10 protein-coding genes and 1 tRNA gene are annotated in these 13823 nt (G+C 40.2%); 3 read left to right on the top strand and 8 right to left on the bottom strand.

Going from position 1 to position 13823, the window contains the following annotated elements; translation table 11 throughout:
* Positions 1-60: 60 nt before the first annotated feature.
* The 5 genes from lon to C9J45_RS07995 all read right to left on the bottom strand — a co-directional run bounded on the left by lon (position 61) and on the right by C9J45_RS07995 (position 6579).
* Complete coding sequence (gene lon, locus C9J45_RS08015) at positions 61-2424, bottom strand: endopeptidase La (RefSeq protein ID WP_105061295.1); 2364 nt, start codon at positions 2422-2424, stop codon at positions 61-63.
* A gap of 192 nt (positions 2425-2616) precedes the next feature.
* Positions 2617-3897, bottom strand: a complete 1281-nt coding sequence (clpX, locus tag C9J45_RS08010) for an ATP-dependent protease ATP-binding subunit ClpX (protein WP_107206068.1) — start codon at positions 3895-3897, stop codon at positions 2617-2619.
* A 109-nt stretch (positions 3898-4006) separates the two neighbouring features.
* Complete coding sequence (gene clpP / locus C9J45_RS08005; RefSeq protein WP_005369103.1) at positions 4007-4630, bottom strand: ATP-dependent Clp endopeptidase proteolytic subunit ClpP; 624 nt, start codon at positions 4628-4630, stop codon at positions 4007-4009.
* 105 nt (positions 4631-4735) lie between these two features.
* Positions 4736-6034 (bottom strand): trigger factor, encoded by a 1299-nt coding sequence (gene tig / locus C9J45_RS08000; protein ID WP_105059697.1) that lies wholly within the window; start codon positions 6032-6034, stop codon positions 4736-4738.
* Between the two features lie 468 nt (positions 6035-6502).
* Positions 6503-6579 (bottom strand) — tRNA-Arg (locus tag C9J45_RS07995).
* Positions 6580-6875: 296 nt separating this feature from the next.
* Between C9J45_RS07995 and folD the strand changes: the two genes are divergently transcribed.
* Complete coding sequence (gene folD, locus C9J45_RS07990; protein WP_107245750.1) at positions 6876-7733, top strand: bifunctional methylenetetrahydrofolate dehydrogenase/methenyltetrahydrofolate cyclohydrolase FolD; 858 nt, start codon at positions 6876-6878, stop codon at positions 7731-7733.
* A gap of 154 nt (positions 7734-7887) precedes the next feature.
* On the opposite strand, the gene galU is transcribed toward folD, so the two are convergent.
* Positions 7888-8793, bottom strand: a complete 906-nt coding sequence (gene galU / locus C9J45_RS07985) for a UTP--glucose-1-phosphate uridylyltransferase GalU (protein WP_107206066.1) — start codon at positions 8791-8793, stop codon at positions 7888-7890.
* A gap of 88 nt (positions 8794-8881) precedes the next feature.
* Positions 8882-9379 (bottom strand): transcription/translation regulatory transformer protein RfaH, encoded by a 498-nt coding sequence (gene rfaH / locus C9J45_RS07980; protein ID WP_107206065.1) that lies wholly within the window; start codon positions 9377-9379, stop codon positions 8882-8884.
* Between the two features lie 454 nt (positions 9380-9833).
* Between rfaH and C9J45_RS07975 the strand changes: the two genes are divergently transcribed.
* Positions 9834-11222 (top strand): peptide MFS transporter, encoded by a 1389-nt coding sequence (locus C9J45_RS07975; RefSeq protein ID WP_107260091.1) that lies wholly within the window; start codon positions 9834-9836, stop codon positions 11220-11222.
* A gap of 53 nt (positions 11223-11275) precedes the next feature.
* Here C9J45_RS07975 and C9J45_RS07970 read toward each other — a convergent pair whose 3' ends face one another.
* Positions 11276-12328, bottom strand: a complete 1053-nt coding sequence (locus C9J45_RS07970; protein WP_107206464.1) for a response regulator — start codon at positions 12326-12328, stop codon at positions 11276-11278.
* 319 nt (positions 12329-12647) lie between these two features.
* Here C9J45_RS07970 and C9J45_RS07965 point away from each other — a divergent pair, with 319 nt between their 5' ends.
* Positions 12648-13532 carry a LysR family transcriptional regulator gene (locus C9J45_RS07965; protein WP_107206063.1) on the top strand — a complete coding sequence of 295 codons (885 nt, stop codon included), beginning with the start codon at positions 12648-12650 and terminating at the stop codon, positions 13530-13532.
* Positions 13533-13823 lie beyond the last annotated feature (291 nt).

Genomic DNA, 13823 nt, shown 5'->3' with positions numbered 1-13823 from the left:
ACAAAAAAACGCTGACAAGGACTTTTGTCTTTGAAAGCGTTTTTTATTTAGGTAATTTTGCTACAGGTCACTATTTTGAGCATTTACCAGCTCAATACCTGTTGGATTATTCTGAAGTGCAACAGTTAACACTTCATCAATCCAACGTACTGGACGTACTTCCAAGTCGGCGATTACGTTCTCTGGGATCTCTTCCAAATCACGCTCGTTCTCTTTGGGAATAAGCACTGTTTTAATGCCACCGCGGTGTGCCGCTAATAGTTTTTCTTTCAAACCACCGATAGGTAAAACTTCACCACGAAGTGTAATTTCACCCGTCATAGCCACATCAGCACGAACAGGATTACCCGTTAGGCTAGATACAAGTGCTGTACACATTGCAATACCCGCACTTGGGCCATCTTTCGGTGTCGCACCTTCAGGTACGTGAACGTGAATATCACGTTTTTCGTAGAAATCAGCTGCAATACCTAAACGCTCAGCACGAGAACGTACCACCGTCATTGCCGCTTGAATCGACTCTTGCATCACATCGCCGAGTGAACCGGTATAAGTTAACTTACCTTTACCTGGCATAGACTCTGTTTCAATGGTTAATAAGTCACCACCTACTTCCGTCCACGCAAGTCCTGTCACTTGACCAATGCGATTACTTTCGTCAGCTTTACCGTAGTCGCAACGCTGAACACCTAAGTAATCTTTTAAATTATCTTGGCTGATTTCAACGTGTTTAATGTCTTTATTAAGTAAAATTTCTTTCACTGCTTTACGGCAAAGTTTAGATATTTCACGCTCAAGGCTACGAACACCCGCTTCACGTGTGTAGTAACGAATAATGCCAATAATCGCAGAATCATCAACAGTCAACTCACCCGCTTTTAAACCATTACGTTTAATTTGCTTATCAAGTAAATGGTTCTTAGCAATGTTTAGCTTTTCATCTTCGGTATAGCCCGATAGACGAATAACTTCCATACGGTCAAGCAATGGACCTGGGATATTCATTGAATTAGATGTAGCGACGAACATCACATCAGATAAATCGTAATCCACTTCTAAGTAGTGATCATTAAATGCACTGTTTTGCTCTGGATCTAACACCTCCAGCAATGCTGAAGCCGGATCACCACGCATATCAGATGACATTTTATCAATTTCATCTAATAGGAAAAGTGGGTTTTTCACCTCTACTTTTGCCATTTTCTGAATCAATTTACCCGGCATAGAACCAATATAAGTACGGCGGTGACCACGAATTTCCGCTTCATCACGTACACCACCTAATGCCATACGAACATACTTACGGCCCGTTGCCGCAGCGATCGATTGACCTAGAGAGGTTTTACCAACACCAGGAGGACCAACTAAACATAGAATTGGGCCTTTTAGCTTGTTTACACGGCTTTGTACTGCGAGATACTCAAGAATGCGTTCTTTCACACGCTCAAGACCATAATGATCGGCATTAAGCACTTCTTCGGCTTTTGCAAGGCTCTTCTTCACTTTAGAGCGCTTGTACCAAGGCACGCTTAGCATCCAATCAATGTAGCCACGAACAACGGTTGCTTCCGCTGACATTGGTGACATCATTTTTAACTTTTGCAGCTCTTGCTCGGTTTTTTCACGAGCTTCAGCTGGCATTTTAGATTCTTCAATCTTTTTCTTTAGCGCTTCAAACTCATCTGGCGCATCATCAAGCTCACCCAATTCTTTTTGGATAGCTTTCATTTGCTCATTTAAGTAATACTCACGCTGAGATTTTTCCATTTGCTTCTTAACGCGTCCGCGGATACGCTTTTCAACTTGAAGTAAATCAATCTCGGATTCCATCATTGCCATTAAGAACTCTAAACGTTCTGTAATATCAACGATTTCTAATACTTTTTGCTTATCAGCCAGTTTCAGCGGCATATGCGCAGCAATGGTATCTGCTAGGCGGGCCGCTTCATCGATACCGTTAAGTGAAGTTAATACTTCAGGCGGGATCTTTTTATTTAGCTTGATAAAGCCTTCAAACTGGCTGATAGCGGTGCGAACAAGTACTTCTTGTTCGCGTTCATCCATTTCAGGCGTAACCAGATATTCAGCATGAGCAGTAAAGAACTCATCATCAGCTAAATCTTCAACTTTGGCACGTTGTTGGCCTTCAACCAAGACTTTTACGGTACCGTCAGGTAGCTTCAATAGCTGTAAAATAGTTGCAACAGTACCGACATCATAAAGATCAGTGATTGACGGTTCATCTGTCGCTGCTTCTTTTTGGGCAACCAACAGAATCTGTTTATTGTTCTCCATTGCCGATTCTAGGCAACGAATAGATTTTTCCCGTCCCACAAACAATGGAATAACCATATGAGGGTACACCACCACGTCACGTAGTGGCAGAACCGGGATCTCAAGGCGCTCAGAACGCTCCAGGTTCATATTCATCTCTCTTCCTGTCAATACTAATCGTATTAAGTAACTGATTGAGTCACTTACTTAATACGACTAGAAAGTTAGCTTATATTGAGTATATGGGGGTGAAACATGATTATTCAACGAAAGAAGTAACAGAAAATAAAAAAGGAGGCTTATGCCTCCTTTTTTTAGCCTTTATGTGCACTTATTAGACACTTACTCAGCTGCAGCTGCTGGTGCTTCCGTGTTTTCATAAATCAGTAGAGGCTCAGACTCACCTTTAATTACTGACTCATCGATAACAACTTTACTTACACCTTGCTGAGACGGGAGCTCATACATAGTATCAAGCAGTACCGCTTCCACAATAGAACGTAGGCCACGAGCACCTGTTTTACGCTCCATTGCTTTACGTGCAATAGCAACCAGTGCATCATCACGAAACTCAAGTTCAACATTCTCTAGCTCTAATAACGCAGCATACTGTTTAGTTAGTGCGTTCTTAGGCTCACGAAGGATCTGAACTAGTGCTTCTTCGTCAAGCTCACCTAATGTTGCTGTGACTGGTAGACGACCGATAAATTCCGGAATTAAGCCGTATTTAACAAGATCTTCAGGCTCAACTTTTTCAAACAGATCACTTAATGTGTCGGCTTGGTCTTTTGAACGCACTTCTGCGCCAAAGCCAATACCAGTACCTGTTGCTACACGCTGCTCAACAACTTTATCTAGGCCTGCAAATGCACCACCACAGATAAATAGGATCTTAGAAGTATCAACTTGTAAGAATTCTTGTTGAGGATGCTTACGACCACCTTGTGGTGGCACTGATGCAACAGTACCTTCGATCAACTTCAGTAATGCTTGCTGTACACCTTCACCAGATACATCACGAGTAATCGATGGGTTATCTGATTTGCGAGAAATCTTATCGATTTCGTCAATGTAAACAATACCACGTTCAGCTTTCGCCACGTCGTAATCACATTTCTGTAGCAATTTCTGGATAATATTTTCTACGTCTTCACCCACATAACCCGCTTCAGTCAGCGTGGTTGCGTCAGCCATCGTAAATGGAACATCTAACATTCGTGCTAGTGTTTCAGCTAATAGTGTTTTACCACTACCAGTAGGGCCGATAAGTAAGATGTTACTCTTACCTAGTTCAACACCTTCACTAGTTGTATCGCCATTACGTAGACGTTTGTAGTGATTATATACCGCAACAGCTAGCACTTTTTTCGCATGTGCTTGCCCAATTACGTAATCATCTAGGTTGTTACGAATTTCTTGCGGAGTCGGCAGTTCATCGCCATCGCGTTTAGGCATCACTTCTTTAATTTCTTCGCGAATAATATCGTTGCATAAATCAACGCATTCATCACAAATATAAACAGAAGGGCCTGCAATCAGCTTGCGAACTTCATGCTGACTTTTACCGCAGAAAGAGCAATACAATAGCTTACTGCTACCACTCTCTTTTCGCTTATCTGTCATTCGCTAACCTCTTATTGGGGTATTCCCATCATTGCCTTGTCTTGAGTGTATAACAAGTCGGCTTATTTTGCTGCGTTAACTATCTAGAGTTAATCAGCGAAATAAGTACTTAGTCACGTTGACTCAACACGGCATCCACTAAACCATATTCTACAGCTTGTTCTGCAGACATAAAGTTATCACGGTCAGTATCACGCTCAACAACCTCTAGTGGTTGGCCTGTATGTTCAGCCAATAAACCGTTTAGACGTTGTTTGATTGTTAGAATTTCTTGTGCATGGATTTGAATATCCGATGCTTGTCCTTGGAAACCACCTAATGGCTGGTGAATCATTACACGTGAGTTCGGTAGACAGTAACGCTTACCTTTCGCACCACCAGCAAGTAAGAATGCTCCCATTGAACATGCTTGACCCATACATACAGTACTCACATTTGGCTTAATGAACTGCATAGTGTCATAAATTGACATACCCGCAGTAACAGAACCACCTGGAGAGTTGATGTATAGGAAGATGTCTTTATCTGGGTTTTCTGACTCTAAAAATAGTAGCTGTGCCACTACTAAATTAGCCATGTGATCTTCAACCTGACCCGTTAAGAAAATCACACGCTCTTTTAAGAGACGAGAATAGATATCATAAGAACGCTCACCACGAGAAGTCTGCTCGACCACCATAGGTACCAGCGCATCCAAAATTGGTGACATGGCGTTTTTTTCTTGGTAGCTCATAACGTTATTTCCCTAAAATAAATGGCCCGAATGAAATGACTCACACGGACCATTGTTAGCAGAAGACTTGAGATAATGTCAAATCTCTACATCAATTTCAGCAAATTAAGCAGCAGGATTCATTAGCTCGTTGAAGCTAACGTCTTTATCAGAAACCTGTGCTTTAGCTAGAAGTGCGTCAATCGCTTGCTCTTCTAGAGCAACATTACGCATGTTGTTCATTAGCTGTTCGTTAGTTTCGTAGTATTTAACTACTTCTGATGGATCTTCGTATGCAGAAGCCATTTCAGCGATGATTGCTTTAACGCGCTCTTCGTCTGCTTTTAGCTCTTCTGACTTGATCACTTCACCAACTAGAAGACCTACAACTACACGACGTTTAGCTTGCTCTTCGAACAACTCACGTGGTAGTTCAGGCATGTTCTTAGCATCACCGCCAAAACGTTGTGCAGCTTGCTGACGTAGTGCTTCGATTTCTTGATCGATAAGTGCAGCAGGAACTGTGATGTCGTTTTGCTCAACAAGACCGTTAAGAACTTGATCTTTGATGCGACCTTTAACAGCTTGCTTAAGCTCACGCTCCATGTTCTTACGAACTTCAGCTTTAAGACCGTCAACAGAACCGTCTTCAACACCGAACTTAGCAACGAACTCTTCAGTTAGTTCAGGAAGCTCTTGTGCTTCAACTTTGTGAAGTTTAATAGCGAATGCTGCAGCTTTACCTTTTAGGTTTTCAGCGTGGTATTCTTCAGGGAACGTTACTTCAACAGTAAACTCTTCACCCGCTTTTTTACCTACAACGCCTTCTTCGAAACCAGGGATCATACGACCTTGGCCCATAGCAAGTGCGAAACCTTCAGCTTTACCGCCCTCGAACTCTTCACCGTCGATAGTACCAACGAAGTCGATAGTTACACGGCTGTTTGCATCAGCGGCTGCATCTACTTCAGTCCACGTAGCTTGTTGCTTACGTAGAGTATCAAGCATTGTATCAACGTCAGCTTCAGTTACTTCAACAACTGGCTTCTCAACAACAACTTTATCTAGACCTTGAAGTGCGATCTCAGGGAATACTTCGAAAGTCGCTTTGAATACTAGGTCTTTACCTTCAGCAACTTCTACTGGAGTAAATGTTGGCGCGCCTGCTGGATTGATTTTCTCTTTAACGATAGCTTCGATAAAGTGACGGTGCATTACTTCACCTAGGATGTCTTGACGTACTGATGCGCCAAACATTTTAGCAACCATCTTAATTGGTGCTTTACCAGGGCGGAAACCGTCGAAACGACGAGTTTTAGCAATTTTCTTTAGTTCAGCTGTTACTGCATCTTCGATGTTTGCAGCAGGAACTGTGATTGTTAGTTGGCGTTCTAGGCCTTCAGTGGTTTCAACGGTAACTTGCATTATATTTAACCTCAAAACTTACTCAGCTTTCTGAGTGATGTTGCCGAACAGCCATTTACTGACGGTGGCATCCTTTTCGTGTTACGGCTCGAAAACCATAACGCCTCAATTCTTTTACTTTATTTCTAAACTGTCAGATATGCTCATCCAACTTAGAAATTAAAGCGCGTTATTATAACGACACACTTAGGTGGCGTCGAGGTGAGATAGACTAAACTGCTATCTAGCTCTACAACTGAAACACAAGATAGGGTCTATAACGAACATTTCAAGGGGTAAGGAGAAAATAATCATAGATCTCTGCGTTTTTTGGGTTCAAATGTTGGAAAAACAGTCGAATTAACGCAAATATGACGTAACAGAGAAAGCATTTTTTAGCCGTTATAAGACTAACTACAGAGTGATTTTTGTATTAAAAAAGCTTAGAAATGAATTAGATTTTGGATCTTATATATAAAGAAGAGAGAATGGCACGCCCTGCAGGATTCGAACCTGCGACCACATCCTTAGAAGGGACGTGCTCTATCCAGCTGAGCTAAGGGCGCATCATTGTGTAACATGGCGTTACGAGGCAGGATTATACGTTGCTAATCATTTAGGTCAATACGTTTACTTTAAATTTCATGATTTAAACCGCCAAGCGATTAAAGTTAAAGCAATCTGTTTTATTTTCAGTTTTTTTAGTGCAATTGTAGATACCTATTCCCTTCAACGATAAACACTTAAGATTGTTCGCCATTATTAAACAAACAAAAAGCAAACGTTTGCGTTATAGCTAAAGTAATCATTTTCTGACACAATAATAGCGTCCACATGCTTAGCCTATATAAAAAGGATTACCATGACCGCCCAAATTATTGATGGGAAATTAATATCCCAAACAGTTCGACAGGAAGTTGCCGCTAGAGTGAAAGCTCGTAAAGATGCTGGTCTTCGTGCACCCGGCTTAGCTGTTGTGCTCGTAGGTCAAGATCCTGCTTCTCAAATTTATGTTGGTAGTAAGCGAAAAGCCTGTGAAGAAGTCGGCTTTGTCTCTAAATCATTCGATCTACCACCAACAGCCTCAGAAGAAGAATTATTACTTCTTATTGACGAATTAAATCTCGATCCAACGATTGATGGCATTTTAGTCCAACTTCCATTACCAGCTGGTATGGATAGCACACGAATTTTAGAGCGTATTGATCCTGAAAAAGATGTTGATGGCTTCCATCCATACAATGTCGGACGCTTAAGTCAACGTATCCCAAAACTACGCTCTTGTACCCCTAAAGGTATTATGACCCTCTTAGAACGTTACAATATTCCGGTACGAGGGAAAGAAGCGATTATTGTTGGCGCTTCTAATATTGTAGGTCGCCCGATGACACTCGAATTATTATTAGCAGGGGCTACAACAACAACTTGTCACCGTTTTACTCAAGATCTTGAGAGCCATGTTCGTCGTGCAGATATCCTTGTCGTCGCTGTAGGTAAACCTAACTTTATTCCTGGCGCTTGGATTAAAGAAGGGGCTACCGTCATTGATGTGGGTATTAACCGATTAGATAATGGTAAATTATGTGGTGATGTTGAATTTGATATTGCCAACCAAAGAGCAAAACATATCACTCCAGTCCCTGGTGGTGTCGGCCCAATGACAGTCGCAACATTAATAGAAAATACTATGTTAGCTTGCGAGCAGTTTCATGGCGAATAATTGGTAATAAAAGAGTGATACCTATTGCTCTTTTATTCTCCAAAACAATGCTATTTTAAATTAGCACTCCTCTTCTTATTAACAAATAGAATAAATAAAAAAAGCGATGGAACACCATCGCTTTTTCTTTTGATTATACAATTTATGGCGTCGACTATAAGCTTTTAGCTAGTTGTTTGACATACGCTGTAAATTCTTCACCAAATTGATTATGGCGCAAACCGTACTCAACAAACGCTTTCATGTAACCAATTTTACTACCACAATCATGGCTTACGCCTGACATATGAAATGCATTCACTTGTTGAGATTGCATTAGCATATCGATAGCATCGGTCAATTGAATTTCATCACCCGCGCCAACAGGCGTACGGGCTAATAATGCCCAAATTTCAGCTGGAAGTATGTAACGACCGACAATAGCTAAATTAGAAGGCGCGTCTTCAACTGAAGGCTTCTCAACAACCTTTGTCATCGGTGCTGATTCGCCAGCATGTAATTCCACACCATTAATATCCGCAACACCATAGTTTGACACTTCAGACATAGGAACAGGTTCAACCATCACCTGACTCACTTTAGTCTCGTTAAACATTTTCACCATGGCAGCCATATTATCGCAACGTAAATCGCTCGCAACATCATCCAAAATTACGTCAGGTAAAACAACTGCAAAAGGCGCATCACCAACAAGGGGATGTGCACACAATACTGCATGACCCAAACCTTTAGCTTGACCTTGACGTACATGCATAATGGTCACATCAGGTGGACAAATCGCTTGTACTTCTTCAAGTAGCTGACGTTTTACTCGCGCTTCTAATGTCGCTTCTAATTCAAAAGAGGTATCAAAGTGGTTCTCAATCGAATTTTTTGAAGAATGCGTCACTAAAATAATTTCTTTAATTCCTGCTGCAACACACTCATTCACTACATGCTGAATAAGCGGTTTATCAACAATTGGAAGCATCTCTTTTGGAATAGCTTTTGTTGCAGGTAACATTCGAGTCCCCAGACCAGCAACAGGAATAACAGCTTTACGCACTAATGAAGTATTCAATTTTTTTTCCAGTATATTATGTTTGCAAACATCGTATTAGATGGCTTTCAAATATGCAAAAGAGAGTTCTAACTTATAGAAAAAATGATCATTTTTTAAGTAAATCAGTGTTATCTACGCTTACTTTTACAGGCTTACCTAACAAGTTAATCAGCATAAATGAGCGTTTCTCACCATCCGGCTCTTGGTAAATAGCTTCAAGACCTTGAAACTTACCTTGCTCTAACTTTAATTTTTCACCGGGCTGAGGAAGCATTGACAACAAACGTTGATGCTCTTCACTATCTTCATTCATCATTAAGTTGTAAATAAGTTCTTCACGTACTTTTTGTGGCATTGCACCACAGCGAATAAAGTCAGCCACACCACGTGTTGATCGCACCGACGTATAACTTACCATTTCAGGATCAAATTGAACAAAAACATAACTTGGGAATAATGGTTCGATTGACTCTATGCGTTTGCCTCGGCTCACTTTTTTTACTGTTACCTGAGGGTAGTAGCAATCCACACCTTGACGATCCAGATTGATCACTGCACGCTCTTGTTCACTGCGCTTACAATAAAGCAAATACCAATCTTTCATCATCAATCCTAAACATTAAAATTCATCGCTATTATATACATAAATAGCTACTTTTTATATTGCGGCTAATTCGGGATATAAAGTATTTATTGAGTGCTTATTGTTGCTCAACTCATTTATGGAAACCAAGACAGTCACCACTTTTACAGTAATTCCACAGTCAAACTTTGTAACATTCATGAACAATCCAAATAGATAGACAAAAAAACCACAAAAATATTAAAAAACAAAATATAAAACCAAATAATTAATAATTATAAAAACAACAACATAATTACCATACTAAAAATTAACTTTTCAATTTTGACTAAGAAATCTACAACCATTTGTTTTTCAATAGGTTGAAATGTTTATCATTTGTTCTTTAAATGTAAAAACTTGCAGTCGTATATATTGTGCTTTATAAAACCACCGGTATTAGCAAACACACCATCACAATAATATAGAGAATCCTATGAGTCATAATAGTAGTGGTACCTTATTGGGCCACCCAAAAGGCTTGTTCCTGTTATTTGGAACTGAGCTATGGGAGCGTTTCTCCTACTACGCCATGCGCGCTATTTTAGTTTTGTACTTAACAGATAAAACAATCAATGGCGGCTTAGGCTGGAGTACTCAAGAGGCATTAAGCCTATATGGTATTTACACCGGTCTTGTCTACTTTACTCCTTTAATTGGTGGATGGATTGCAGATAACTACTTGGGTCAACGTCGATCAATTATTATTGGCGGCGTATTAATGGCTATTGGTCAATTTACTCTCGCACTCCCGCACAGTGTCGTTGATCCTCATGCTGTAAACGCTTTCTATTTAGGCCTTACTTTCCTGATCATTGGTAATGGTTTATTTAAGCCAAACATCTCAACCATGGTGGGTGATCTCTACAAAGAAGGCGATAACCGTCGTGATGGTGCGTTTACTATTTTCTATATGGGTATCAACATAGGTTCATTACTTGCCGGTGTTATTGCAGGTACAGCTTCTGCCATTTATGGCTGGAAAGCAGGTTTCTTATGTGCCGGTATCGGTATGCTACTCAGCCTATTGATCCAACTGTTTTTCGCACAACGTTACCTAGGTGATATTGGTACTGTTCCAGCTGCAGTTCGTGACGCAGCAAACAACGCAAGCGGTAAAAAAGAGCCACTAACCAAAATTGAACGTGATCGTCTGAAAGTAATTATGGTGATGTGTACTTTTGTTATCGTATTCTGGGCAGGCTTTGAACAAGCTGGCGGCTTAATGAATATCTATTCTCAAGAATACACAAACCGTATGATTGGTAGTTTCGAAGTGCCGGCAGCTTGGTTCCAATCACTTAATCCATTTTTCATTATTATTTGTGCTCCGATTCTTGCTGCTCTTTGGGTAAAATTGGGTAAGAAAGAGCCAAACTCACCTGTGAAATTTGCACTAGCAATGTTCTCGTTAGCAGTAGGCTTTGCTTGTATGATCGGTGCTGCGCTTGAGCAAGGTGGCGATATGACAGTGAAAACCTCTATGCTATGGCTGATTGGTGCATACTTCTTCCATACGATAGGTGAGTTATGTTTATCACCGATTGGTTTATCAATGGTGACAAAACTTGCACCTCTTCGCTTAGCATCATTAATGATGGGTGCATGGTTTGGTGCTAACGCCATTGCTAACTATATTGCAGGTGAGATTGGTTCACGTATTGGTGAAGCCGGTCCTCTAGCAATCTTCTCTGGTATTGCAATTACTGCAGTGATTGCCGGTGTATTACTGCTGTTACTATCCAATACCTTAATTAATTGGATGCATGGTGCAGAATCTTCATCTCATGATGAAACTGCAGAGGTTAAAACAGTAGAAGCGTAATGCCGTACTGATAATAATCCATTTAAGGGTAGTGTTGCTAACACTGCCCTTTTTTACATCTTAATGTTTTTAAAGTTCACACTAAAACTAGCATGCCCCAATTGGCTTAGCGATAAACGCCCACCTGATGGAGACAATGCTAGCTTCGATAACATATTGTGCCTTGCTTCTCGTCCAAGCCATTCACCTGATGCGACTTCAAAAGAAGCGTCACTTGTTCGAAGTTGTGCTTCAATACCTGCAGGAAGAATATGCAAACATCTATCAGACAAATCAAATACGCCAAACAAAGCCTTGATAGGTGACGCATAACCTGAGTGCTTCATCCCTTTTTCAATCAATGTGACTAAGTGGCTTAAGCTTTCTAAACAATTACCTTGATTACGTAAATAATCATTAAAAAAAGCACGAATTAATAACGCAGTTGCCGTCGCATTATGATCACCACTACTGGTATCAAGAAGGTAAAAGGCTAATTGACCATCTAATAGCCAAGTATAATCAAGAATAACTGGAAGGGAATCAATGGATTGTAAAACACAATAATTTAACTGCCATCGCCCATAAGTCGATTGTGTTTCAGGCATTAGTCCCACTAATAGCTCACGTGCCGCTTTAGGGTTATTTTGCAAATCTTTAATATGCCATTCCAATTCTTCTTCAACAGGCTCTGTATCTTCTGTAGTATCAAACCATCGATTAGAAAAATCTTGTCGATGATGTGTCGCACTGTCTTGCCCCTTCAATACCGATATCATAGAAGATTTCAGCATTAAAATATTTTCTAATGGCTTTATTAAGAAATCCTTAACACCAAGTCGCAACGCTAAAGCGACATCTGTCATTGCTCCCGTTCCTGAAATAACAATAATTGGTATCATTGGATATTGAATAGACACTTCTTCAACAAACTCCATACCTGTCATAACTGGCATAGCGAGATCGCAGAGTAACAGATCAGGAATATGCTCCTTTAATGCACGTAGCCCTTCTAAACCATTATCAGCCTCTTGCACCAAGCATCCTTGGCTCTCAAGAAAGCCAACAATCATATTTCTAAATACTGGGTCGTCTTCTACAACGAGAACATCTTTCCCTTCTAGCAAAACCACCTCCACCAATACCTACTTAGTAGTTTAAGGCACATTACAAGCTGAAATTAAAGGCCTTAAAGACTGTCTAATTTTTGCGACTCTATTAAGCATAGAAAAAACACCACAAAAAATATGTATTCATGAACATTTAATAAAAATAAATTCATTTATGTAATACACTTCAAATTATCGTACCCCTTTATTTTGGTAAATTGACCATAATAAACATGATAAAAATACTATTTCAGTAGGAAAAACAAAGAAAAAGAGATGCATTTGACTCATTTTGTTATACAATTGCTCATCATAAGCGTTCAATAATGACTTTTTTATGAAACTTGACGATCTAAACTTATTCCGCATGGTTGTGGAAAATGGCAGTTATACCGCTGCATCTAGAAAAACCCAGGTACCAGTTGCGACACTGACACGTCGAATTCAAGCACTTGAAGAAGGCCTTAATATTCGCCTGCTTAATCGTCATGCCCGTAAACTGTCACTTACTGAAGCCGGTCAAAAGTTCTATCATGACTGTGCGCCTTTACTACAACAGTTACTTGATACGACTGAACATATTAGTGAAGAGTGTAAAGGTGCTGCGGGCAAGCTACGTATTGCCGCACCAACCAATATTACCAAGGTAATGCTTCAACCTTTATTGAATGCCTTTATGTTGGAACATCCAGCAATTAGCATTCAGCTATATATGAGCAATGAGCCAGATCAACTTGATCCGACGGACTGGGATGTTATGTTCCGTATTGGTCCTCAACGAGATTCAACACTGATCGCTCGTCGTATCAATGAAGTAAAAGATATTCTTGTTGCTAGCCCTGAATATTTAAAGAAAAACCCAGAGCCTAAACATGCTCAAGATCTTCACGACCATGTTTTACTGAAGGGTAATCCTTTACTACGCTGGCGTCTAAATAACCACAACGGCGAAACGGTTACGATTAATGAACGAGGTCGCTTTGAAGCAAGCGAACTTAACGTCGTTCGTAAAGCGTGTTGTGCAGGCTTAGGGATCACGTTAATGCCTGATGTTATGCTGGAAAAATACATTACAGCTGGTGAGGTGACTCAAGTACTTAAAAACTGGTCAGCAAACCCACGTGATGTATATTTGATTTATAATCACCGTGATTACCAACCAGAAAAATTACGTCTATTTATTGATTTTGCAAGTCACTACTTTGACTTAGAAAAACACTAAAAACATTTATTAATAACGTAATATTTTAGAAAAATGCCATATTAGCCATTAATATGGCATTTTGTTTTTATCCTGTTAATAACAATCACCCACATAAAAAAAACATACAGTTACAAATCTTGCCCTCCCCCAAAAACCAAGAATGGCGTACTCTTTCCGCATCTCAGTTTTCTCATGATCTCAAGTCTTGTAGAACTGACTTATTCTGTATATTTACTTAATACTGCCGTCCCCATTAATGCGCATCCATAAAGAGCGTGGCTTTATTTATGCATGCTCAATTGTTACTGC

It is taken from the genome of Photobacterium sp. GB-1, assembly GCF_003026165.1.
Lineage (GTDB): Bacteria > Pseudomonadota > Gammaproteobacteria > Enterobacterales > Vibrionaceae > Photobacterium.
This window is presented reverse-complemented; position numbering and strand designations above follow the sequence as displayed.

Bases quoted from the DNA above. Each gene is read 5' to 3' on its own strand.
- C9J45_RS07975 (WP_107260091.1), top strand. From the start codon at position 9,834: ATGAGTCATAATAGTAGTGGTACCTTATTGGGCCACCCAAAAGGCTTG.
- clpP (WP_005369103.1), bottom strand. From the start codon at position 4,630: ATGAGCTACCAAGAAAAAAACGCCATGTCACCAATTTTGGATGCGCTG.
- rfaH (WP_107206065.1), bottom strand. From the start codon at position 9,379: ATGAAAGATTGGTATTTGCTTTATTGTAAGCGCAGTGAACAAGAGCGT.
- tig (WP_105059697.1), bottom strand. From the start codon at position 6,034: ATGCAAGTTACCGTTGAAACCACTGAAGGCCTAGAACGCCAACTAACA.
- lon (WP_105061295.1), bottom strand. From the start codon at position 2,424: ATGAACCTGGAGCGTTCTGAGCGCCTTGAGATCCCGGTTCTGCCACTA.
- clpX (WP_107206068.1), bottom strand. From the start codon at position 3,897: ATGACAGATAAGCGAAAAGAGAGTGGTAGCAGTAAGCTATTGTATTGC.
- C9J45_RS07965 (WP_107206063.1), top strand. From the start codon at position 12,648: ATGAAACTTGACGATCTAAACTTATTCCGCATGGTTGTGGAAAATGGC.
- folD (WP_107245750.1), top strand. From the start codon at position 6,876: ATGACCGCCCAAATTATTGATGGGAAATTAATATCCCAAACAGTTCGA.